Source organism: Bacillus cereus group sp. BfR-BA-01355 (assembly GCF_022663675.1).
In the GTDB taxonomy this organism is placed as follows: domain Bacteria; phylum Bacillota; class Bacilli; order Bacillales; family Bacillaceae_G; genus Bacillus_A; species Bacillus_A thuringiensis_S.
The window spans coordinates 23,184-48,186 of sequence record NZ_JAKUFY010000040.1; the positions used below are offsets into that span (position 1 = coordinate 23,184).

A 25,003-nucleotide genomic window follows, 5' to 3' on the forward strand; every position below is an offset into this window, starting at 1 on the left:
CTCGGTGCAGAGAGCACCGAGTTTATTTTTATGTACAAGCACTTTTTTTCTATCTCTGGGTATGATGGGTAGTAATACTTAGGTGAGAGGGGAAAAGGTGATGAAACAGAGTAAGGAAGAGTTTATAAAGAGTGAAGGCGCTGATTTCCCTGGAAAAACATATGTGGATTGTGTATTACAACATGTATTTGATTTTCAACGAAATTACTTATTGAAAGATATGTTTCAAGTGCATAAAGCACATATTACGATGTTGACTGAAGAAAGTTTAATGAAAATAGAAGAAGCTAAAGTTATATTAAACGCACTTAGAAAAGTAGAGCGAATACCAAAAGATAAATTGGTATATACAGAGCAGCATGAAGACCTCTTTTTTTTAGTCGAACATTTAATTTCTCAAGAAGCGAAATGCGATTTTGTAAGTAATATGCATATTGGTAGGAGTAGAAATGATATGGGTGTAACGATGTATCGCATGAGTTTAAGGCGATATGTACTACGGTTAATGGAACATCATTTGCTATTGCAAGAAAGTGTACTGCAACTTGCTGATGATCATAAGGAAACGATCATGCCAGCTTATACACATACACAACCGGCACAGCCAACAACATTTGGTCATTATACTTTAGCAATTTATGATACGATGCAAAGAGATTTAGAACGAATGAAAAAAACGTACCAGCTTTTAAATCAGTCTCCAATGGGGGCGGCGGCACTCTCTACAACAAGTTTCCCGATTAAACGAGAACGAGTTGCTCATCTACTTGGGTTTACAACTGTAATTGAGAACTCATATGATGCTGTTGCCGGAGCGGATTATTTATTAGAAGTTAGCTCGCTACTTATGGTAATGATGACGAATACGAGTAGATGGATTCATGACTTTTTGTTGTTAGCAACGAAAGAATATGACGGTATTACTGTTGCAAAGCCATATGTACAAATTAGTAGTATTATGCCGCAAAAACGAAATCCGGTTTCAATTGAACACGCTCGTGCAATTACGAGTAGTGCTTTAGGAGAAGCATTTACAGTATTTCAAATGATTCATAATACACCATTTGGTGATATTGTCGATACGGAAGATGACTTGCAGCCGTATTTATATAAAGGGATTGAAAAGGCGATTCGTGTTTTTTGTATGATGAATGCAGTGATCCTAACGATGAAAGTAGAAGAAGAAACGTTAAAAAGTCGTTCCTATAAACATGCAATAACGATAACGGATTTCGCTGATGTTTTAACGAAAAATTATGAAATTCCATTTCGGCAGGCGCATCATGCAGCAAGTGCTATTGCAAATATGTCATTGGAGCAGAAAAAAGAACTACATGAATTACACTTCAAAGATGTAAATATGTATTTGCAAGAACATTTTAAAATAAATTTATTAGAAAAAGAGTGGAAAGAAATTATATCGCCAGAAGCTTTTATTCAAAAAAGAAATGTATACGGTGGACCGAGTAAAAAAGAAATGAAGCGTATGATTAAAAATCGAAAAGAGTCCTTTCGAAAAGAAGAAGATGTATTTGAAAAGGAAAAACAGAGAATTTTACAAGCTGAAAATGCCTTGAATACATTAGCTTTGAATATTATTGAATCGTAAAAGAGGGATTTAATGAATTAATCGCCAATACTTAATTAAAATATAAATAGAGAGAAGAGATTGTCGATGATTCAATTACATGTATATGAAGAGATTTTTCATTTTAAAGAAGATGTTACACCATTTCTAGAAAAGAATGAGCAGGAAAACAATCTCATATTAGGTGTATTACAAATGGTTCAAGAACCGATATTTATGGGGATAGCGAAACAAGGAGAAGACATTGCGGTTGTATTTCTGCAAACAGAAGAGAAGAAACAAATCATTGTTGCAACTTCTGAAATTTCGGGAGTAGCTATTGAGGAACTTGCAAAAGAGTTAACGAAAGTATATCCGGATATTCCTGGATTGATCGGTAATAAGAAAATTGTACAGAAATTAGCGGAAGAGATTGCGGTATTAGAAAATAAGAAAATGAATGTTGCAATGGAGCAAGGTGTGTATGAGCTGAACAGAGTAAAGAAGAAGTGTAATGCGAACGGACTTTTCCGGGCGGTAAATAATGATGAATTACCATTAATAGAACAGTGGATATATCAATTTTGTGAAGACGTAAAGCTTCCTACTACGAAAGAAGAAGCAAAACAAACTGCGCATACATTAATAACTACAAATCGACTGTTTGGTTTGGAAGTAGATAGGAAACTTGTTTCTGTAGCTGCAAAAACGAGACCAACGAAAAATAATATAACAGTTAATTTCGTATACACGCCGAAAGAAGCAAGGAAAAAGGGATACGCATCTAATTGTGTAGCGGCACTTAGTCAACGTATGTTAGATGAAGGGTACAAGACGACTACGTTATATACTGATCTAGCGAATCCAACATCTAATAAAATTTATCAAGAAATCGGTTATGAGCAAATTGCGGAGTCTGTGCTTATATTTTTAGAGAAGTAAAACAAAAAGGTGTGCAATTTTAGCACACCTTTTTGTTATTCATCAATTCTAATAATCTCGCCTTGAGGGAAGTCCTCAGTTTCTAGTAAGTTACGAATAGCTTTCGCAACATATTCAGGTGATAATAGTTTTCCTTCTTCTTTTAATGCAATGAAGCGATCCAAATTTATGAAATCTTCTTTATTTGTTTCACGAATTTGTGATTGCATATTTGTATCAACAACACCAGGTGCAAAAGCGACGATTTTTACTGGATATTCTTTTTCTACTTCTTCAGTTGCTACGCACTGTGTAAACATATTTACACCAGCTTTCGTTGTACAATAAGCGCCCCAGCCAAAGTAAGGGTTTTTTCCTGCACCAGATGAAATGTTAATAACGCGTTTATCTACTTTCCAGTCTTTCGTATGTTTCATAAATATAGATGTAAGAATCATAGGTGCAAGTAAATTAATGTGAACGTTCGTAATGAATTGTTCGCTTTCAGCTTTTTCAATTGGCTTCATAGGTGCAACTGTACCCGCATTATTAATTAAATGAATAGAGGATACATTGTCTTTTTTAATAGATGAAATGATCTCTTTAAAGTTAATTTCTAAGTTATGTACATCTTGAAGATCTAGGGAATGAAAAATGCAATTGCTGTTATATTGCTCTGCAAGTTTTGTAAGCTCTTTATTTTCTCTTCTAGAAATAGAGATGACAGTTGTATTTTTTTCTAATAATTGCGTAGCGATTGCCTCACCTAAACCTTGTGAAGTTCCTGTTATGATAACGTAGCGCATAGTTTTATAAACCCCTCTCATATGTGCGGAATTTTGTTGGACAACGTACATTGTATAGTTTGTCTACATTTTATAGTATAGAGCACTTTTTACTACAATTGAAATGAGATGATTGTGTGCCTTTTATAAATAGGTTTACGACAACAGTACCTGGTGCCGTCACGTTTACTGGGAATACGCTGGGACTTAGCCCTACATCACCTGCACCAGGTAATATTTTTGGTACACTTGCTGTGTTTACGACAGTAAATACAGCGTTGCAAGTACCAGGATTCCCAGCAGGGACAACAGATGAGTGGCAATTGAATTCTTCAAGTGCAATTTTAAATCTTCCAGCGGGGAGCAGTGTGTTATATGCAGAATTAGTTTGGGCTGGTACTTTCCGGACTGATACGGAAGATGTGTTACCATTTTTAAATGATAACATTACATTTACAACGCCAGCAGGGACGTTTTCTGTTACGCCAGATCCTGCTACCGCGCAGCAAGGTTCAGTAGGAAATCAGTTTTATTATGCTCGCTCTGCCAATGTAACAAATCTTGTTAGTGCAGGTGGAGCAGGCACATATACAACGGGTGCTGTGCCAGCTGCAAGAACTTCAGCCGACCCAACAATCAGTCGTTCAGCTGGATGGACGCTTGAGGTTGTGTATCAAAATGCAAGTTTACCACTTCGAAATTTGTCAGTATATGCAGGTCAAGAAATTATCGATGCTTCATCCCCGCCAGTTGATGCTACAATTTCAGGTTTTGCTACGCCGGCAACAGGAGCTGTTACAGGAAGAGTGCTCGTAACTGCTCAAGAAGGTGATTCTAACATTGTTGGAGATCAACTTCGCTTTGGGCCGAATGCAAATGCTACAGTTGCATTATTCGGACCGAGAAATCCTGCGAATAATTTCTTTCAGTCACAAATTTGTAATGATAGTGGAAATTTAGATACGAGCGGCACGTTTGGAGATTTGAATCAGCCGTTAGGGGTAGCTTTGGCCGTCCGAAGACAAGGGTGGGATATTACGAATGTAGATGCCTCCTCATCTTTAGTAAACAGTCAAACATCAGCAACGGTTCGATTTGTTACAAATGGAGATGGATACGCAGCAGCTGGTTTTGGTGTTCAAATTGATGCAACAGGTCCAATTATTAATCCTGTTAAATCAGTTAATAGAACAGTCGCGGGGGTAGGGGATACTCTCACTTATACAATTACGGTCCCAAATACAGGAACAGGAAGTGCAGAAAACGTTGTATTACGTGATAGTATTCCGAACGGAACGACGTTTGTTGCAGGTAGTGTTACGGTAGGGGGAGTAACACAGCCGAATGCAAACCCTGCTAATGGAATTAATTTAGGTACAATCCCAAATAACACGCAAAGAATTGTTACATTTCAAGTTCGAATAACATCATTCCCGAATCCCAATCCTATTTTAAATCGTGCAATGGTGTCATATCAATTCCGTCCCTTCGTTGGTAGTCCTCCTATTACAAGTACGTCTTCTTCAAACACAGTACAAACGACAGTGAACCAAGCAACTATTAGTATGCAAAAATCTGTAGATTTACAGACGGCAACACTTAATGATGTATTAACGTACACAGTTAATGTCACAAATAATGGAAACGTCACTGCGAACAATGTTATTTTTGTTGATAGTATCCCTGCTGGAACAACATTTGTCGCAAATAGCGTTACGGTAAATGGAGTAGCGCGTCCAGGAGCGAATCCAGCAAGTAGTATTAATCTTGGAAGTATTAATGCATCGCAAACGACTGTAGTGCGCTTTCAAGTTCGAGTAACATCGAACCCTCTTGTCAATCCAATTCCAAACCGTGCGAGTGTAACATTTAACTTTACTCCAGTGCCTGGTCAACAACCAGTTTCAGGGCAAGCGACAAGTAATACTGTAGTTACGACAATTAATATAGCTGATATAACAACGAGAAAAACAGTGGATAAAGCTTTTGCAACGGTTAACGACGTTCTTACGTACACAGTAACAATTCAAAATACAGGAAATGTACTTGCAACGAACGTTATTTTTCAAGATCCGATCCCAATTGGAACGACATTTATCGCAAATAGTGTGACTGTGGATGGGGTTTCACAACCTGGGGTAAATCCAGCGACTGGGTTTACAGTAGCTAATATATCTCCTGGCGGAAGTAGGACTGTTACATTTCAAGTACGAGTAACATCTACACCATCGGGAGGTACGATTGCGAATCGCGGAAATGTATCTGCTAATTTCGTCGTTATTCCGAATCAGCCACCGATAACAATTAATAGACAAACGAATACAGTTGTGACACAAGTTAATACAGGCGGTTTAAATGTAATAAAAGAAGTAAATACAACGCAAGCGGCGGTAGGGGATACTTTAACGTACACAATTGCCGTCCAAAATACAGGGAATGTTCCGTTAACAAATGTATTTTTCCAAGACCCTATTTCTTCTGCTGTTTCATTTGTTGCAAATTCTGTAACAATTAATGGAGTACAGCAAAGTGGACTAAATCCGAATACAGGATTCTCTCTTCCGAATATTCCTGCGGCTCAAACGGTTGTAGTCACATTTGACGTAGTAATTGTACAGAATCCAGAAAATGAAGATATTTTAAATCAAGCAAATGTAACAGCAAGCTTTCAAGTGAATCCGAATGAACCACCAGTAACAATCAATGTACCGAGTAATGTTGTGAATACGACAGTACAATCAGGAAACTTTGAAGTTGTGAAAGCAGTCAATACGGATGTTGCAACAGTAGGGGATATTTTAGTATATACAATAGAAGTCATAAATGCAGGTAGTGTACCAGCTACGAATGTATTTTTCCAAGATTCAATTCCCCAAGGGACATTATTTATTGAAAATAGTGTAGTTGTGAATGGTGTTTTACAAGAAGGGGCAGATCCAGAACTTGGATTCCCATTAAATAATTTGCCTACTGGCGCCAGTGTTATTGTTACATTTGAAGTATTAATTGATGAAATTCCCCAAGGAAATAATGTTGTAAATAATGCGAATGTAACTGGAGATTTCCTTGTAAATCCAACAGAGCCGCCGATTACTGTAACAGTACCAAGTAATACTGTTATGACGATCGTGAATTCTTCAGGGTTAAATGTAATGAAAAGTGTAAGTGCTACTGAAGCCGGTGTAGGAGATACGTTAACGTATACAGTTCGTATACAAAATAGTGGAACGGTGACAGCGACAAATGTATCATTCCTTGATCCGATTCCAGTTGGAACCACTTTTGTAGCGAATAGTGTAACAATAAACGGGACACCTCAACCAGGTTTAAACCCTCCTACTGGATTTCCACTTGCTAATATTCCAGTAGGAGGAATGGTGACGGTCACTTTTCAAGTGACAATCACGAGTGTACCACCAAATAGAGTTCTTCCGAATAATGCGAATGTCACTGCTGATTTCCAAGTAAGTCCTCTCCAGCCACCAATTACAATTGTAACGATTAGTAATATTGTTGTGACGCGAGTGAATGTAGGATCACTTAATGTAATGAAGAGTGTAAATACACTACAAGCCGGTGTAGGAGATACGTTAACGTATACGATTCTTATTCAAAATACAGGAACTGTTCCTGCAACGAATATTGTTTTTCAAGATCCAATTCCGTCTGGTACTGCCTTTGTAGCAAATAGTGTGACGATAAATGGAGTCGTACAGCAAGGCGCGGATCCTATGCTAGGTTTCCCGGTACCAAATATTCCGGTCGGGCAAACGGCTACGATTACGTTTCAAGTTACAGTGACGAGTGTTCCGAGCGGTGGAAATATAAGAAACCAATCGAACGTTACTGCAAGTTTTCTTATAAATCCAGCAAACCCTCCAATAACGACTGTTACAAATAGTAATTTTGTAGTGACGCAAGTAAACACAGCACAGTTAAATATACAAAAATCTTCATCTGTACAACAAGCAGCACTTGGAGAAACTTACACGTATTCTGTTGTCATTCGAAATAACGGTACAGTAACAGCAACGAATGTCTCTTTCCTTGATCCAATTGCTTTAGAAACAACTTTTGTAGCAAATAGTGTAACGATAAATGGAACGCCACAACCTGGATTTGACCCAAATGTTGGTTTCCCGCTTCCTAATATTGCAGCTGGAACATCATTGACAGTAACGTTCCAAGTTACGGTAGTTGCACCGTCTACACGTGGAGCAGTATTAAATACAGCATCTGCTACAGCCACTTTCTTATTAAATCCTTTACAGCCACCTGTAACAACAACGAATTCAAGTAATACAACGGTAGTTACAATACCGTTACCTCCTCCTGGTGAAGTAACTGCAACAAAAACAGTTGATGTTGCAACTGGGGCCGTTGGGGATGTATTAACGTATACTGTGCTCATTTCAAACGTAGGAATTATCCCTGTTACAGATGTGTTCTTCCAAGATGTCATACCAGAAGGAACGACGTTTGTTGACAATAGTGTAACGATAGGTGGAGTGCAGCAACTTGGTTTAAATCCAGAAATAGGATTTACAGTTACTCCATTATTAATCGCTGGTGGAAGTATTGAGATCACATTCCAAGTGACGATTACAGAAATTCCAGATAATGAAGTCATATTAAATGATGCAGATGTTACATTTACTTCACAACCAAATCCGCAGGAACCACCGATTACGGAAACGATATTAACAAATTTAGTCGTTACGACAATTAATATAGCGTTTATTTTTCCATTGAAACTAGTAGATAAAGAAGTAGCGACGGTAGGAGAAATATTAACGTATGATGTATTGATTTTTAATTTCGGAACAGTGCCAGCGACGAATGTTCAATTTATCGATACTACTTCCGCGGGTGTAGCATTTGTACCAGGAAGTGTGAGCATAAACGGGGTACCAGCACCAGGATTAGATCCTTTCATTGGTTTTACAGTTCCAGATATACCTGTCGATGATTTTGTACTTGTCACATATCAGGAAGTGGTTACAAGCATACCAGAAGGTGGAACGATTGTTAATTTTGTAGACGTTACAGCTACATTTGCTGTAAGTGAAACAGAACCGCCTATTACGGAAACAACGACAAGTAATACGACATTAACAGAAATCAATGAGCCTGGTTTGAATGTTTTAAAATCAGTGAGTCAGCCGGTTGTTGCAGTAGGCGATACAATCACATATACAACAGTAGTTCAAAATACAGGAACAGTGCCAGCAACGAATGTTCAATATAGTGATGTATTACCTTCCTCTATAGCATTCGTGCCGAACAGTGTAACGATAGATGGTGTGTTACAACCTGGATTCAATCCGAATAACGGATTCCCGCTTCCAGATATAAATCCAGGTGAAAGTGTAGAAGTCACCTTCCAAGTAACCGTTGTTAGTGCGCCATCAAACGGAACAATTGCCAATACGGCAAATGTAACTGGAAGTTTTGTATTAGTACCAGGAGAACCACCAGTTATAGTAACAGAGCCGAGCAATACAACACTTACAACTGTAAATAGAGGGCAATTTAATGTTATTAAACAAGTAAATAGGGTTGCTACTCTCGTTGGAGATATATTAACGTATACGGTTCAAATAACGAATACAGGAACAGTAACAGCTAATGCTGTTCAGTTTGTTGATACCATTTCAGCAGGGGCGTCATTTGTACCAAATAGTGTAACGATAAATGGAGCCTCGCAACCAAACTTAAATCCAATTACTGGATTTGGAGTTGGAGATATACCGGTAGGTGAAACAGTTATAGTGACGTTTCAAGCGACAGTTACAAACATCCCGTCATCAGGAACAATTACGAACGTTGCAAATATAACAGGAAGCTTTACTTTAGTGCCAGGAGAACTACCAGTTGTAGTAACAGAGCCGAGTAATACGACGATAACTAGAGTGAATAGAGGACGATTCAGCGTTATAAAATCTATAAATAAAGAAGCGACACGATTAGGAGATACGTTAACGTATAGTGTGCAAGTTACAAATACGGGAACGGTAACAGCAACGAATGTTCAGTTTATCGATGTTCCATCACCTAGTTTAGAATTCGTTCCTGGAAGTGTACAAATAAATGGGGTTCCGCAAGTAGGTTTAGATCCATTTGTAGGCTTTGCATTGCCTGATCTTGCAGTAGGGGATAGTGTATTAATTACATTTGAAGTAAATGTAATCGCAGTTCCGCCTTCTAGTAGCATTATGAATACAGCAAGAGTAACGGGAGATTTCGAATTGATTCCAGGAGAACCTCCGTCTACAATTACAAATTCAAGTAATACGACGGTTACGCCGGTAAATAGAGGCAGCTTAGATATGTTAAAAGAAGTAGACCATTCAGTTGTTGGTGTAGGAGAAACGGTAACGTATACTGTTCGTATATTAAATACTGGTACTGCTGATGCAATGAATGTTCAATTTATCGATGTGCTATCTCAGGAAGCTGATTTCATTCCAAATAGTGTAACGATAAATGGGGTTCCGCAACCGGGGTTAAATCCGCAGATTGGATTTACGATACCTGATATACCAGTTGGTGAGACGGCACTTGTAACATATGAAGCTACGATTACAAGTTTTCCGGATGGTGGAACAGTAGTAAACGTTGCTGGAGCGTTAGCAGAATATATTTTAGTACCAGGAGAGCCGCCAGTTACAGTGATGGACACGAGCAATACAGTTATTGTAACGGTAAATACTGCAATCTTATTTGTTGCAAAAGGAGCAAACTTTGAAGTAGCAATGATAGGGGATGTTGTCACTTACGGAATCGCTGTTATAAATGATAGTACAGTTCCTGTGACCAATATTGTGTTAACAGATATCATTGATCCGAATACGCTATTTATAAATGGTACGGTAACGGTAAATGATGTACCTCTTCCATTTGCTAATCCGAATACTGGTATTCCGTTAGGTGATTTTCAGCCAAATGATGCAGCAATTATTAATTTCCAAGTTGTAATAACAGGAGGGCAAGTAAATAATTTAGTTACAAATACCGCTACAGCGAATGGGCTCGCAACTGTAAATCCGAATGAGCCGCCAGTAGTAGTTGAAGGTGATAGTAATACAGTTGTTATCCCGTTTATTCCTCAAAATGTCTCAACGACAGTCGTAAAAACGGCAGATTTACAGGCAGCAACAATCGGAGATGTCATTACGTTTACGACAGTCATCACAAATACGGGTGATACTGTAATGCAAAATATTCGTTTTCAAGATATGTTAGATAGTAGTGTTCGATTTGTTCCTGGAAGTGTAACGGTTGATAATAGGCCAGTGCCGAATGTAAGCCCGGCAGTAGGGTTTCTTATCGGAATTTTAAATCCTGGTGAAGCAAGGACAGTTTCGTTCCAAGTAGCAGTACAGAGCGCGCCAAATGGCTCAGGAAATTATATAAATCAAGCGAGTATTCGTTTTGAACATCAAGTAGGCACAGTATTGCCACCTGTTACACAAATAGTAGAAAGTAACATAGTTGTCATTCCATTTGTTCCAACGATTGAACAAATTTGTGAAACAAACTTTAATTGCTTAGATAAAATTCCATTTCAATGTTCTCCGTGTAATCATTTGCATGGACATAAAAAATAAAAACAGAAAGAGCATCCTGAAAAATAATTGGATGCTCTTTCTGTTTTAATCATATAGATTCATTTTCGGGTGAGGTGAAAAATTCGTCGGTTTTGTCGGAGAGTAGTAATGGAATGGCTCCTTTTATAACAGAAATGTCCCAGTCCCACCATGCGAGATTCTCTAGTTTGTCAATCGTTTCTTGTGGGAAACGATATCGAACAAATTTTGCAGGATTACCAGCTACAATTGCATACGGGGGTACGTCTTTTGTAACAACGCTTCTGGCGCCGATAATGGCCCCGTTACCAATTGTAACACCAGATAAAATGCAGGATTGATAACCAATCCATACATCATTGCCGACTACGATATCACCTTTTGAAGAAGGGTGACCAGTAATATGTGCTCCTTCATCAAAAAGTGCATTAAATGGATAAGTTGTTATCCAGTCTGCGCGATGTTCACCGCCGAGTATGAAAACGACTTCTTCTGCTAATGAACAAAACTTACCTATTTTTAATTTTGTTTCATCGTTCCAAGAAAAAATGGTTGGCCCTACTTTACTATAAGTATAATCACCAATATCATATTTATTATATTCAGGTTTTTGATTTAAATATAACATGCTTCTTCAGCCTCCTTTCTCAATTAAGCGATACGTATGGAATATTATATGCAAGATGTAGTAATGTGAACTGTATTAATAGGTGAAATGAAAAAAAGGGAGTGGGATGTATGCGATACGAAATGGGTTTATATAATAAACCGTTTCAGTCAATTCAATCAGGAAAAAAAGTATATGAAGTACGCCTATACGATAAAAAACGTCAACTAATAAACAAAGGCGATGAAATCGTATTTACGAATCTTACGACGACAGAAATGATGACGGTAAAAGTAACGGAAATAAAGCGATACGAGAGCTTTAAATCTATGTATGAACAAATTGATAAAAAATTATTGGATTGTGAGAATGATAGTTTAGAGGAAATGTTAGAAAGTACATACAAAATATATACGAAAGAACAAGAAAAAGAGTGGGGAACAGTCGCGATTCGTATTGAGGAAATAAAATGATAAGAAATCGCGGGGCGGCTATCATTGTACAGGAAGGGAAAATTGCTCTTATAAAACGTATTCGAGAAGAGGAAACATATTATGTTTTTCCTGGCGGAGGGGTTGAGGAAGGTGAAACGCCTGAAGAGGCAACGAAAAGAGAGGTATATGAAGAATTAGGGCTACATATAAAAGTGGAGCACCTTATTGCAAAGGTAAAATATAAAGGAAATGAATATTATTATGGTGCCTATATTACAGGCGGAGTGTTCGGAAGTGGAACAGCTGAGGAATTTCAGCGGGAAGGTAGAGGAAGTTATATTCCGTTATGGCTACCGATAAACGAGTTGGAAAAAGTGAATATAAAACCTTATGAAGTGGTCGGAAATATATTTAATCATTATAAAATATAACGTCTGACAACATACAAAAAAAACCATTGACATAGGCTTCTGATTTAAGTATTGTATTCGAGTATGTTTATAATCAGGAGGTTTATATGAGCAATCAAACTACTACACATCATGTGAAAATGACAACAGCGGATCCATCTGGAATTGGTCTATTTGGATTAGCAATGGTAACACTTGTAGCATCATCTCAAAAGTTAGGCTTAACAGATGGAGTTTCACTTGTATTACCATGGGCAATCTTTTTAGGAGGATTTGCACAAATCTTTGCTTGCATTCACGATGCAAAGCATAACAATACATTCGGTACGACAGCATTTGGTGCGTACGGCCTATTTTGGTTAGGTGTTGGAATGACTTGGTTAATTCAACTTGGAGTATTTGGCGAAAAATTAGCACAAGCTGCAGATTCAAAACAGCTTGGTGTAGCCTTTATCGGATATTTGATTTTCACAATCTTTATGACGATTGGTGCAATGGAAACACATAAAGTATTATTTATGATCTTTGTCCTTATTGATTTCTTATTTATTGGTCTTTCATTAAGTACTTTAGGTGTTATGCCGCACGCAATGCATAATTTAGCAGCATATTCTGAACTTCTTATTTCATTATTATCTTTCTACGGTTCAGCAGCAGCAGTGTTAAATACACACTTTGGAAAAGTTGTTTTACCAGTAGGAAAGCCTTTTGGTATTTTTAAAAAGTAATAAAAAAGCACAGATGATTGTATAGTCATCTGTGCTTTTTTATTTATCCCGCTATTTGCCGGGCAGTAAGACCCCCCACCTCAAAATTCAGTGGAAGCAAAGAAGTTAGGTGAGGGCCCTGCTGCCCGTAAAAGTCCGATTGGTTTAACTAATAATGAGTGGGGGATGAACAAAACTCCCACTCATTAAAGTTTCACTTTATTTGAAATAAGTAATGTAAATAAAAGTAGAAAAAATCAATTGAAATTGATTCTCATTATTAATATAATGAGAATGAGAATCATTTATTGTTAGAGGGGGATGCCAAAGTGGCAAAAATTTTAATAGCTTATGCAAGTATGTCAGGAAATACAGAGAGTATTGCTGATTTAATTAAAGTTAGTTTAGATGCTTTTGATCATGAAGTAGTATTGCAAGAAATGGAAGGCATGGATGCTGAAGAATTATTAGCTTATGATGGAATCATTTTAGGATCTTATACGTGGGGCGATGGTGAATTACCATTTGAAGCGGAAGATTTTCATGAGGACTTAGAAAATATAGATTTAGCTGGGAAAAAGGTAGCGGTATTCGGATCAGGTGATACGGCGTATGAACTATTTTGTGAAGCGGTAACGATATTTGAAGAACGTCTTGTAGAACGCGGTGCAGAGCTTGTACAAGAAGGGCTGAAAATTGAATTAGCTCCAGAAGATGAAGAGGATGTTGAAAAATGCAGTAATTTTGCAATTGCATTTGCTGAGAAGTTCTAAGAATGGGAGTGTCAACGTGGAGACAATGTTAAGTGCAACTGCTATTGCAAAGTTAAGAGATGGAAAACTGTTGTTAGCTACTACATATAATGGCTTATTTATTGAACAAGACGGAGAATGGAAACGAATTTTAAATGGTTTTCAAAAACGAATTAGGGATTTACATAGCGAAGATAATGTAGTTTATGGTGTAGGTGATGAAGGGATTTTTATTCGTAGTATGAATGGTGGAGAGAACTGGACAATTCAGCGTTTTCCAACAAAAGCAACGAGTTGGAATGTATGTAGCAATGTACAAGGAACTGTCATTGCTCATGGAGAAAAAACGCTGTATCTTTCTAATAATTTCGGTTCGACATGGGAGACTATTCATCCGTTTCTTGAGTATGACAGTGCGGCACCGTCTATTCGATCGTTATTTTTATATAAGCATTACTTATTTATTGGTACGAAAATACATGCTAAATATGGTGGTGTTTGGCTCTTTGATTTGAAGACACGTAAATTAAAGAGGATTAAAATTGCGATGAATCAAATGATCTCCGCGTTGACTTTACACAATTCTTATTTAGTAGCGGCAAGTGGATCGTGCAAGGGAGTTAGCGGGAATATTTCTTATTGTAAAATAGATGAAAGTATTGCGAGTGAAAAAATATATTGGCATACATGTCAAAGTGAGCAGAAAGCAAGTAGTTATTTAGACTTAAGTGTAGATCAACATGTTTTATATACAACTTCAACACAAAATAAGGCGGGTATTAGTAGTGTGTGCCGTGTGCTTCTTGACGAAGGTATTGTTACAGTATGTGATTCAGTTAAAGGGCACGGATGGCGCATTGTTAATCAAAAAGATGGTTATGTAGTAGCCGGATCAGGCGAATTAAAAGCAATGCAGTGGGAACAAAAAATAATTTAAGAAAAAAACTTTACTTTTATTATATTGATATGATATAGTGTATTTAAACCATTTTACTTTTAATAATATAGAGATTTAAATGAGCTGTAACTTCCGAGGAGGATAGCAATGTTAAATCTCCTCAGGGGTTGCAGTTTTTTAATATCTGGCTTATTATTGTAAGGTGGTTGAAAATGAATATGTACATATAGGTACATTGTAGGAGGATTTTTTTCATGCAAAACGGTAAAGTAAAATGGTTTAACTCAGAAAAAGGTTTCGGTTTCATCGAAGTTGAAGGCGGAGAAGACGTATTCGTTCATTTCTCAGCTATCCAAGGCGAAGGCTTCAAAACTTTAGAAGAAGGTCAAGAAGTTACTTTCGAAGTAGAACAAGGTAACCGTGGACCTCAAGCTACTAACGTAAACAAGAAGTAATTTTTGAAAAAAGAAGGGCTCGCCCTTCTTTTTTTTGCATTTTTATAGATGTCCTCCTACTTACATATCATAACGAGACTGAATTTTCATTTATTTATTCGGAGTATTTTTGTATAAAGTACATGAATAAATAAATACTGAAAATAGAGTGTTTGTGTGAAAAGGAATTTAGAAAGAGGTAAATAAATTGAAAAACGCTACACATTTCATTGTGTTTGATATTGAGAGGAATTTCAGACCGTATAAATCAGAAGATCCGTCAGAAATAGTTGATATCGGAGCTGTAAAAATAAAAATAGGTACAATGAAGATAATTGAAGAGTTTTCGGAGTTAGTAAAACCAAGTGCACGATTAACTCGTCATACGACAAAATTGACTGGAATTACAAAGGAAGATTTAATTGGTGTAGAAAAATTCCCTCAAATTGTAGAGAAATTTATTCAGTTCATCGGCGAAGATTGTATATTTGTTTCATGGGGAAAAGAAGATTATCGCTTTCTATCTCATGATTGTGCATTACATGGTGTTGAATGCCCAAGTATAGAAAAAGAAAATAGAATTGATTTGCAAAAATTTGTTTTCCAAGCGTATGAAGAATTATTTGAACATACGCCAAGTTTACAATTTGCAGTAGAACAGCTCGGTTTAACATGGGAAGGGAAACAGCACCGAGCTCTAGCAGATGCTGAGAATACAGCAAATATACTTCTTAAAGTATATAGCGAGAGAGATATTCATAAACGGTACAAAAGACATGGCGAACTGGAACTTGTAAAGGACGGGAAACTAACGGAAAAAGCGAAAAAAAAGATGCGAAAATGGGTGTTTAAAGAACTAAAGAAAAATACAGAACGCTCTTTTGAATGGAGTACATTTGAAAGTAGTGACACGTGGGAAAGTATTACGGAAAGATATTATATAAGTGAAAATACAGTAGAACTGCTGAAAAAACATTTTCGTACGGCAGTGCGAAAAGCAGAACGGCAGATTAGGTATTTGGCTGAGATGGAGGAGAATGTAGAGGTTAAATGACATTCTCCTTTATTTCTAGCTACATAAATTTAACATCATTATATTGATGGATGAATAAAGTATTCATATTAAATAGGAATTGATTTGTTGTGATTGGGCCATTATAATTGCTTTGAAAATTAAGGGGCGGTAAGAATTTTTAAATACATTCATAAAATTAGAGCCCATAGAAATGAAAGAGGATACAGTTAAATGGAAGCAATCTTTAATATTGTAACAGTTGTAGTTTTGGGGATAATATTTACCACGCTATCAGCAGTAATTATACTTCCTTTCATAGCAAAGAAGAAGAATTGGAAAAAGCTTAATATATCTTTAAAGCGTGGTGTATTAAAGATTAAAATCGAAGAGTAAAATATGAGTTTTATACAAGGGAGGTGTGATAGTGATAGACTTGGATATTAAAGACGTCACCGTACAGATGGAATTAAACGGTGTCTTTTGGAATGAGGATGGGGTTGCTGAAATGACGGTGACTACAAAAGCTGAGCATTCTCTTCTTCTTCGTTTAGTAGTTGACTTAAAAAGTAAAACTATTAGGGCGACAAGTGCCGACATAGTAAATGGATTCTGCCCTCTGTGCAAACAGAAAAAGGACAAATGTAGTGAACTTAATGACTTGCAAAACAAAATGGAAATTTTAGAAGAAGCCTACGATTGGGTGAGAGAGCATCCGGAATATCGTTTTCAATTATCTTTTTACGAGTATAATAAATTTGAGGTAGTGAAGTGAAGTTTTCATTTTACCAACATACATAGTGACTACTCTAATGGAAATACGCTTGCACAACAAGGAAGGAATTTACTTGATTCTGCGACAATTGATATCTTGAATCAATAATAATTTTTAAAAATAAGCATATTTTTGTTATAAATCAGGAAAAACGACTCTATTAAGAATCGTTTTTTAATATAAACATCAACTAAGCTCAAAATAAAAGAGCGCTTATTAAAAGCGCCCAATAAAAACAGATATATGGAAGGATTTATTCAATCCCGTTCGGATCATACGAATACTGTTGCTTATTCTCAATCCGCTCAATCACATCTTGCAGCTCATCTGGCTTCAGAAACTCAATAGGAGAGAAGCCCTTTTCAAATGTAAGTGTGTCTGCTTCAATCATAAGTACATATCGGTCATTTACCTTCGCAATATGTATTTGATCCCCGAAATCAGCAAGTAACGCCTTCACAGAGATATGGTCTGCTTTTAGCTTTAATTCCACTTCAGGAGCATGCTCAACGATTTGAGCGGTAGCTTCCATTACTTCTTCGGTTGAAAATTGTTCCATAATTTCGCGTTTCGGACTGGCAGCCCATACTTCCATCGCTTGGTCGAATTGTTCGCGTTCTTCTGTACCTTCTTCAAATACATCTTCAATTTGGTCGTATACCATGTCCATTACTTGTGTTTTCATAATTTCAGGCATAGAGCGTTCATATTCGACGAATTTTAAGAAGTCTTCAAAGTAGCGGGCGTGTGATGCTTGGTGAATTTTTAATTCGCCCACTTCGACCATACCTTCTTCAGGCATGTACGGATATTGGATAGATTTCATATTCTTTGTTGTGATGGCCATTTCAACGTTACGAATCAGTGTTGATTCATCAGAAATAGAAGCCACCTTTGGTTCGAAGTCGCATTTCATTACAAATACGAATGGATCATCAAAGTATTTGCGTAGTTTTGCCTGAGCAATTAAAAATACACCACCGCGTACAGCGCTTGTGTCAAGATATGTATAAACGAGAGGTTCGCTCATATCTTTAAAGTTTTCCTTTGTTTCTGCAAAGCGAATACGATTAAAAAGGTTGTAATGAGGGTTTGAATCAAGTTCGTGCCCTTCTTCTACAATAAAGCGACCAATTTTTGTTGGGGCTTGTTCGGTTTTTGCATGACGTTCTACTTTTCGCTTCGATATTTTTAATAACTCACCATTCAAAAATTCTTTTAAGGAGCTATCTTCATACTCTTCAGCGTCTAAAGTTTGAAAATGTTTGTAGCGTTTATCAACTGCTTCACCTTTTCCTTCTACTTGTACAACATAAAAGGAAAGATAATTTATTTCAAAATCCATATTTATCACCTTGTTTCATTTCATTAACTCTTATCAGTATAGAGATGGAAAAAACTTTCGTCAATTTATATAAAGGAAGGGGGAGCCCCTTCCTTTATATAATTTTTATCCCGCTATTTGTCGGGCGGGCTGCCCGTAAAAGCCCGATTGGTGAAGGCTGATTAAAGTTTCACTTTATTTTCTCGATTAAAATCCGTCTTCTAATGCTGCGAATGGAATGTTTAGTCTGTTTTCTACTGTGCGTAAACGTTGGTTTAAGCGGTTTAGTCTACGTGTATGGCGCTCAACTGTATTTTCTAGTTGACGTACTCTTTGTTCAAGCTCATTTACGCGTCTTTCTAATTGACGATTTCCAGTGCCAGGAAAAGAGATTGGAAGTTGGAATTGTCTATTTTGGTCATATGGATTCGTTTGCTCTGCTTGATCTATATAAGATTGGTATTGTGCTTGTAAGTCATACTGTGGTTGTTGGTACGCATATTGATTATATGGATCATATGGATTGTAGGGATACATAATAACATCCTCCATTTCTTTAAAATAGGTTGAATTCACCATAATGTATGTGCAAAAGCGGAGCGGTGGCACGGCAAATACCTATTTATGTTGAGGGATTTTTCTTTATAAAAAATAGCTTGAGGGTTTTTGATTTGTATTTCTTTTGCTTAATGGTATATACTGGATAAAAGGGAGAGTTTACATAAAAGTTACAATTCTATCAAACTCAAATTTTTATGTAAATATGTATAGACATTTGTAAAAGAAAAGAGTAATTTATATAGAGTGAAAAATAACTTGTAACATTTTATAAACATATTGTAAAATGATTGTAACAAAACATACATAAAAATGAAATAAATACATAATAGTGATGTTGGGGAAAGGGAGAGAGTATATTGTTCCGTAAAGTAAAGGGTATATTAGTTGGGGTGTTATGTGTAGCTGTAGTGAGTGGCTGTGGTACAAAAGTAAGTGATGTTGCATTGGTAAGTGATATTGGTGGGCACACTGTAGAGGCTAAAGCAGAAGTGCAGGATACTATTAGTTTAGTTGATGGTCGAACTGGTACTGAAGTGAAAAAATTAGATTTATCTGGTTTAGGCTATTTTGAAGATGAAGCGAAATTTAAAAAGTCTGTAACAAAGGTTGTTGGTGAGGTTGGAAAAAGCGTCGACAAAAAAATGGTTCCTTCACGTATAGCACCTGATGGAAGTTGGCAAGAAGGAAAACCTTCTTATGAATTAATGGAAAAAGAATTAGTAGATAAATTGTTAAATGTGGGTATGTGGGATGCTACGTATCAGTTGCCGATCGTGGAGAAAAAACCAGTCGCAACATTAAGTGATGCGCAAGGAAATGGTACGGTAATTGGTAGATATGAAACGAACTTAGGCGGTTCAACAGGTGGCCGTATTGAGAATATTCGTTTGTCAGCAGCGAGCATAAATGGAGTTGTGTTAGCAAAAGGAGACCGTTTCTCTTTTAATTCATTAATCGGTGATACAACACCAGACAAAGGATATCAATTAGGGAAAGAAATAGTTGATGGTAAATTAGTAGATGGATACGGTGGTGGTGTTTGCCAAACATCTTCAACTTTATACAATGCAGCAGATCAAGCTGGCCTGAAAATGGTGGAGAGAACTACACATTCTAAAACGGTAGGTTATGTTCCTCAAGGAAGAGATGCTACAATTGCATATCCATATTTAGATTTAGTATTTGAAAATACGAATGATGCACCTGTGAAGCTTTATATGGGCATTCAGGGTGGAAAGCTAGTTGCTGAAGTACATAAAATGAGATAAGCGTTAAAAAGCCCCCTTTTCTGAAAGTTAGAAAAGGAGGCTTTTTTTATTATGAAAATAAAAATGTATGTAAATTCTGACTTTTCTTATTTACATAGGATGATTTTAGTTGTATCCTTCATAGTAACGGTTATATGTAATGGTAAAATATAGGGATAAGGAGATGAAGTTATTCATGGTACGAATTCATCCGAAAACACGTATTGGTCATGTTGAATTTAAAGTGAAAGATTTAGAGCGTCAAATTGCTTTTTATAAGAATGTTGTAGGATTAGAGGTAATTAAGCAAGAGGGGAATAAAGCATATTTAGCAGGAAAAGGTAGTAAGAATACATTACTTGTTCTTGAAAAGATAGAGGAAGGGGTACTGCAAGAACCGCGTACGACTGGTATATATCATGTAGCCTTTTTAGTTCCGACTCGTGAAGCTTTTGCTTCTGCACTATTTGGGGTTCTTCGTAATAAGAATGTAATTGACAGCCCGGATGAGCAAGAAGGGCGTTATACATATTCAAATGAAATTTTACCAATTTCAAGGTTTAATAGTGCAAGTGATCATACATATAGCGAAGCGTTTTATTTGCAAGATCTAGAGGGGAATGGTATTGAAATTTATGCAGACCGTCCGCGTGATCAATGGGGAGAAGGACCAGGAGGAAGTACGCCACTAGATTTAAAAGAGCTGGCAACACTCGTTGATTATGAGGCTGATGGATTACCTGCTAATACTGTCGTTGGGCACGTACATTTACGAATAGCTGATGTAGAAAAATCACACGAGTTTTATGTAGAGACAGTAGGGTTTGAAGTGCAACAACGTGAAGATGACTGCTTATTCATTTCTGCAGGAGGATATCATCACCATATCGGTGCAAATACGTGGAACGGAGTAAATAATCCACACCCACCAGTACATGCAACTGGACTAAAGGTATATACAATTGTACTACCGCATAAAGAAGCGTTAGATGCAGTGAAAGAAAGATTAATAGAAAAACAACATGAAATAAATGAAACTACAAATGGGTTTACGGTAGTAGATCCAAGTGGTATTACAGTGCAGTTTGAAATAGAAGCAGTGTAAAATAAGCGAGAAAGTGTATAATCACTTTCTCGCTTATTTGTGATCATTCATAGCTCAATCCAATATCTTCTTACTACATTCCCATCTTCCTCAGTGAAATCATCATCACGAAGCCCGCCGTTATGTAAAATCGTTTTTTCAGAAGCGGTATTCACTGCGTCGCAAACGACAAGTACTTTCGTGATGTCTAATTCCTTCGTTTTTTCTAATGATAATGCTAGTAATTTCGTAGCATAACCTTTTCTTCTTTCAGAAGGGCGAATGCCATAACCGATATGACCGCCAGCGTTAAATAGATGTTCAGTTAAACTATGACGTATATTAACAGCTCCGACAATTCTATTATTATTTGTAACGAGCCAATATGTAGAATCTGGTACCCAAGTTTCAGGGATATTTATTCCGTTATGCGCATCGAGAAGTTCTTGAACCATAGCTGGGAAGTTAGCAGGATTTTTTGAGATAACCCACGGGATCATTGTTTCACCGCTATCTTTCCATTCGTTATAGAAATCTAAGTATTCTTCTTGTAAATCAGTAGTAGGTGTAAGTAACGAGACGTTCATTGTTAGTAAGCTCCTTTGTTTATGTAGTATTTATAAAAAAATTATGTCACAAAATGAAAGCGTTTTCTTAAGTTTCTCAACCTAATTTCATGTAATTCACCTTTGATTTTTTAGAAAATTAGTGAAGATTTAAAATTAGAAGTTATTTATTTTATGTTAATATTTTAAATATTAACATAAAATGGTCGGAGTATTAAGTGTATTTTAGTGGTATTCCTTCATGTTGATAAATGGATGTTTGTGATAATTTTTGTTTTATCTATCTATAATGAATGAAAGGGGGAAGTGCCCGTGAGTGTAGATTTTGATTTTATTATACGAATCGGTGTTGCTGGCTTGTTAGGAGCAATGATTGGTATTGAAAGAGAAATTCGATCGAAAGAAGCTGGATTAAAGACTCATTTCCTCGTAGCGGTAGGAAGTGCGTTAATAATGGTTGTTTCGAAATATGCCTTTTCAGATATTGTGTATGAAGAGCATACGTCTCTAGACCCAAGTCGGATTGCAGCACAAGTCGTTAGTGGAGTTGGTTTTTTAGGTGCAGGCACAATTATTATTCAAAAGCAGGCGGTGAAAGGATTAACGACCGCGGCTGGTTTATGGGCTACTGCCGGCATAGGATTAGCAATTGGAGCGGGAATGTATGTAGTAGGGATTGGAGCGACGATTCTCGTTTTAATTGGTTTAGAAATTGTGAGTCGTATTTTTAAGGTGCAATTTTTATTTCCACAAAATATAACGGTGCAAATGTGTATAAATAAACATGAAGTGGTACAACAAATAGTAGAAACGCTACAAGTGAAAGGCATTCCAATAGTTTCATATGAGGTGGAGGCTTCACAGCAAGGTACAGAAACTGTTTATAAGGTAGGGATGCAACTGAAAAATATATCGTCAGAAGAAAAGAATGAGTTTATTCAGTATATGCAAACATTACCGGAAGTTACGTTTATAAAGTTAAAATCATAGTGTTGAAAACGAGGATAGATGTAGCAGGAATTTTGCTATTATCTATCTTTTTTTGATATAAAACGCACATAAAGTCAAGTGCTAATTTTGCGCAGCAAGGATACATATGTGAACGTTCCCTTATTTTTTCTCAATACAGGACAAAAAGTAAAAATAGTAAAATAATGGAGCGGGACACTAAAAATGTAAGGTAGGGGAGAGTATGAAAGGCTATTCAAAAAAAATGTTAGTAGGGGTAAGTTTTGCTAGTTTAATGTTAGGGAGTTTTCAAGGGGTAAGTTTGGCAGAAGATACTAAGGGAGAGCAAGTTTCTTATCGAAATGTACTCAAAATGGAGCCAGTCGGTGTACAACTACCAGTACAAGAATTAGCTCATTCATCGAAATTGCTCGAAAGCAAGTCTTTTGAGCAAAGGATACAATTTGCTGATTTATCACAAAGACCGCCTGAGGTAAAAAAGGAAAGTAAGCAATTAGCTGTAGCGAAAACTTATACAATTGCTGAATTAAATCAATTAAGCAATCAGCAGTTAGTAGATTTACTTATAACCATTGATTGGGAGCAAATTACGGGGCTATTTCAGTTTAATACAGACAGTCTAGCATTCTATCAAAATGATAGTAGAATGCAGGCAATTATTGATAAATTGAAGCAGCAAGGACAAGCCTATACGAAGGATGATTCAAAAGGGATTGAGACATTAGTAGAGGTATTACGTTCAGGATTTTATTTAGGATTTTATAATTCGGAACTTAGTAAATTAAATGAACGGAGTTATCATGATAAATGCTTACCTGCATTAAAAGCGATAGCTAACAATTCAAATTTCAAGCTGGGTACATTAGAGCAAAATAGAGTGGTATCATCATACGGAAAGTTAATAGGAAACGCTTCGAGTGATGTGGAAACGATAACATCGGCTGCAAAGATTTTTAAACAATATAATGATAATTTCTCTACATTAGTAGATAATCTTTCAGCTGGAAATGCTATTTACGATATTATGCAAGGTGTTGATTACGACATTCAATCGTATTTGTACGATACGAGGAAAGCACCGAAAGATACAGTATGGTATCAGAAAATAGATAGTTATATTAATGAACTAAGTCGTTTTGCATTAATGGGAACGATTACCGCAAAAAACGGTTGGCTTATTAATAATGGCATTTATTATACAGGTAGGCTCGGTTCGTTCCATAGTACAGGAACGAAAGGATTACAAGTTGTAACAGATGCGATGAAAATTTATCCGTATTTAGGGGAGCAATATTTCGTAGCTGCTGAGCAAATCGCGACGAATTATGGCGGAAAAGATGCAAATGGTAAAGTGGTGAATTTAGATCAAATAAGAGAAGATGGAAAGAAAAAATATTTGCCAAAAACGTATATGTTTGATGATGGGGCAATTGTTTTAAAAGCTGGAGATAAAGTGACAGAAGAAAAAGTAAAACGTTTATATTGGGCGGCAAAAGAAGTGAAGGCACAATTCCATCGTACGGTTGAAAGTGATCAACCTTTAGAAAAAGGAAATCCTGATGATGTATTAACGATGGTTATTTATAATAGCCCAGCAGAATATCAGTTTAATCGTCAATTGTACGGATATGAAACGAATAACGGTGGTCTTTATATAGAAGGAACAGGTACGTTCTTTACTTATGAGCGTACGCCAGAAGAAAGTATTTATAGTTTAGAAGAATTATTCCGACACGAGTTCACGCATTATTTACAAGGTAGATATGAAGTACCAGGGTTATGGGGTCAAGGGAAAATATATGAAAATGAAAGATTATCTTGGTTTGAAGAAGGGAATGCTGAATTTTTTGCAGGGGCAACGAGAACGGATAATGTTGTACCGAGAAAGAGTATTATAGGAGGATTATCTTCAAACCCAGCAGAGCGTTATACGGCAGAGCGAACGTTAAATGCAAAGTATGGAACATGGGATTTCTATAATTATTCCTTTGCTTTACAATCGTATATGTACAATAAGAGATATGATATGTTTGATAAAATACATGATCTTATTAGGAAAAATGATGTAACAGCATATGATGCATATCGCTCTACATTAAGTAAAGATGCGAATTTAAATAAAGAATATCAAGATTATATGCAAATGCTATTTGATAATCGTGAGAAATATAACGTACCATTAGTATCAGACGATTATTTAGCAAATCATGCACCGAAACCAGTTTCAGATATTGCGGCAGAAATAACGGCGGAAGCAAAATTGAAAAATGTATCAGTGAAGAAAAATAAATCAAAGTTCTTTAATACATTCACACTACAAGGAACATATACAGGAACTGCAGCAAAAGGAGAATATGAAGA

The 25,003-nt window shown here is 36.6% G+C and carries 21 protein-coding genes; 16 read left to right on the forward strand and 5 right to left on the reverse strand.

Annotated elements, in window-relative coordinates:
- Positions 1 to 100: 100 nt before the first annotated feature.
- Positions 101 to 1,609, forward strand: a complete 1,509-nt coding sequence (gene argH / locus MR167_RS15370; RefSeq protein ID WP_242314946.1) for an argininosuccinate lyase — start codon at positions 101 to 103, stop codon at positions 1,607 to 1,609.
- Positions 1,610 to 1,675: 66 nt separating this feature from the next.
- A complete protein-coding gene (locus MR167_RS15375; RefSeq protein ID WP_242314948.1) occupies positions 1,676 to 2,509 on the forward strand; it encodes a GNAT family N-acetyltransferase in 834 nt (277 codons plus the stop codon).
- Between the two features lie 35 nt (positions 2,510 to 2,544).
- Here the strand turns inward: MR167_RS15375 and MR167_RS15380 are convergent, their stop codons facing one another.
- Positions 2,545 to 3,294: a (S)-benzoin forming benzil reductase gene (locus MR167_RS15380; protein ID WP_001271054.1), complete on the reverse strand. Its 750-nt coding sequence runs from the start codon at positions 3,292 to 3,294 to the stop codon at positions 2,545 to 2,547.
- 116 nt (positions 3,295 to 3,410) lie between these two features.
- Between MR167_RS15380 and MR167_RS15385 the strand changes: the two genes are divergently transcribed.
- A complete protein-coding gene (locus MR167_RS15385; RefSeq protein WP_242314950.1) occupies positions 3,411 to 10,883 on the forward strand; it encodes a DUF7507 domain-containing protein in 7,473 nt (2,490 codons plus the stop codon).
- Between the two features lie 49 nt (positions 10,884 to 10,932).
- Here the strand turns inward: MR167_RS15385 and MR167_RS15390 are convergent, their stop codons facing one another.
- A complete protein-coding gene (locus MR167_RS15390) occupies positions 10,933 to 11,490 on the reverse strand; it encodes a CatB-related O-acetyltransferase (RefSeq protein WP_000966310.1) in 558 nt (185 codons plus the stop codon).
- Positions 11,491 to 11,600: 110 nt separating this feature from the next.
- Between MR167_RS15390 and MR167_RS15395 the strand changes: the two genes are divergently transcribed.
- The 9 genes from MR167_RS15395 to MR167_RS15435 all read left to right on the forward strand — a co-directional run bounded on the left by MR167_RS15395 (position 11,601) and on the right by MR167_RS15435 (position 16,891).
- Complete coding sequence (locus MR167_RS15395) at positions 11,601 to 11,942, forward strand: ASCH domain-containing protein (protein ID WP_001268365.1); 342 nt, start codon at positions 11,601 to 11,603, stop codon at positions 11,940 to 11,942.
- Entirely contained in the window at positions 11,939 to 12,334 is a 396-nt protein-coding gene (locus MR167_RS15400) for an NUDIX hydrolase (protein ID WP_000620834.1), read from the forward strand. The genes MR167_RS15395 and MR167_RS15400 overlap by 4 nt, the downstream gene beginning before the upstream one ends.
- Before the next feature lie 86 nt (positions 12,335 to 12,420).
- On the forward strand, positions 12,421 to 13,041 hold the full coding sequence (locus tag MR167_RS15405; RefSeq protein ID WP_000070938.1) for an acetate uptake transporter: 621 nt from the start codon (positions 12,421 to 12,423) through the stop codon (positions 13,039 to 13,041).
- Positions 13,042 to 13,349: 308 nt separating this feature from the next.
- Positions 13,350 to 13,793 (forward strand): flavodoxin, encoded by a 444-nt coding sequence (locus MR167_RS15410; RefSeq protein ID WP_001062758.1) that lies wholly within the window; start codon positions 13,350 to 13,352, stop codon positions 13,791 to 13,793.
- A 16-nt stretch (positions 13,794 to 13,809) separates the two neighbouring features.
- Entirely contained in the window at positions 13,810 to 14,709 is a 900-nt protein-coding gene (locus MR167_RS15415; RefSeq protein WP_242314952.1) for a WD40/YVTN/BNR-like repeat-containing protein, read from the forward strand.
- A gap of 215 nt (positions 14,710 to 14,924) precedes the next feature.
- Positions 14,925 to 15,125 carry a cold shock-like protein CspB gene (gene cspB / locus MR167_RS15420; protein ID WP_001179150.1) on the forward strand — a complete coding sequence of 67 codons (201 nt, stop codon included), beginning with the start codon at positions 14,925 to 14,927 and terminating at the stop codon, positions 15,123 to 15,125.
- Between the two features lie 187 nt (positions 15,126 to 15,312).
- Positions 15,313 to 16,158 carry an exonuclease gene (locus MR167_RS15425; protein WP_000786425.1) on the forward strand — a complete coding sequence of 282 codons (846 nt, stop codon included), beginning with the start codon at positions 15,313 to 15,315 and terminating at the stop codon, positions 16,156 to 16,158.
- Positions 16,159 to 16,350: 192 nt separating this feature from the next.
- Positions 16,351 to 16,512 carry a hypothetical protein gene (locus MR167_RS15430; RefSeq protein WP_000387294.1) on the forward strand — a complete coding sequence of 54 codons (162 nt, stop codon included), beginning with the start codon at positions 16,351 to 16,353 and terminating at the stop codon, positions 16,510 to 16,512.
- A 31-nt stretch (positions 16,513 to 16,543) separates the two neighbouring features.
- A complete protein-coding gene (locus MR167_RS15435; RefSeq protein ID WP_000566111.1) occupies positions 16,544 to 16,891 on the forward strand; it encodes a hypothetical protein in 348 nt (115 codons plus the stop codon).
- Positions 16,892 to 17,144: 253 nt separating this feature from the next.
- Here MR167_RS15435 and MR167_RS15440 read toward each other — a convergent pair whose 3' ends face one another.
- Both MR167_RS15440 and MR167_RS15445 read right to left on the reverse strand, forming a co-directional pair.
- Complete coding sequence (locus MR167_RS15440; RefSeq protein WP_000345047.1) at positions 17,145 to 18,236, reverse strand: DUF3900 domain-containing protein; 1,092 nt, start codon at positions 18,234 to 18,236, stop codon at positions 17,145 to 17,147.
- A 186-nt stretch (positions 18,237 to 18,422) separates the two neighbouring features.
- The gene (locus tag MR167_RS15445) at positions 18,423 to 18,752 is read right to left on the reverse strand and encodes a hypothetical protein (protein ID WP_000283711.1); all 330 of its coding nucleotides are present in this window, start codon (positions 18,750 to 18,752) and stop codon (positions 18,423 to 18,425) included.
- A gap of 380 nt (positions 18,753 to 19,132) precedes the next feature.
- On the opposite strand from MR167_RS15445, the gene MR167_RS15450 reads away from it, so the two are divergent.
- Together MR167_RS15450 and MR167_RS15455 are read left to right on the forward strand one after the other, a co-directional pair.
- Complete coding sequence (locus MR167_RS15450; protein WP_000488994.1) at positions 19,133 to 20,044, forward strand: VanW family protein; 912 nt, start codon at positions 19,133 to 19,135, stop codon at positions 20,042 to 20,044.
- A 175-nt stretch (positions 20,045 to 20,219) separates the two neighbouring features.
- Positions 20,220 to 21,128: a VOC family protein gene (locus tag MR167_RS15455; protein WP_086390854.1), complete on the forward strand. Its 909-nt coding sequence runs from the start codon at positions 20,220 to 20,222 to the stop codon at positions 21,126 to 21,128.
- Positions 21,129 to 21,175: 47 nt separating this feature from the next.
- On the opposite strand, the gene MR167_RS15460 is transcribed toward MR167_RS15455, so the two are convergent.
- Positions 21,176 to 21,694, reverse strand: a complete 519-nt coding sequence (locus MR167_RS15460) for a GNAT family N-acetyltransferase (protein WP_001103122.1) — start codon at positions 21,692 to 21,694, stop codon at positions 21,176 to 21,178.
- A 291-nt stretch (positions 21,695 to 21,985) separates the two neighbouring features.
- On the opposite strand from MR167_RS15460, the gene MR167_RS15465 reads away from it, so the two are divergent.
- Together MR167_RS15465 and colA are read left to right on the forward strand one after the other, a co-directional pair.
- Positions 21,986 to 22,663, forward strand: coding sequence for an MgtC/SapB family protein (locus MR167_RS15465; protein WP_242314953.1), 678 nt, complete (start codon positions 21,986 to 21,988; stop codon positions 22,661 to 22,663).
- Positions 22,664 to 22,865: 202 nt separating this feature from the next.
- The coding region (colA, locus tag MR167_RS15470; RefSeq protein WP_242314955.1) for a collagenase ColA at positions 22,866 to 25,003 on the forward strand (2,138 nt) is incomplete at its 3' end.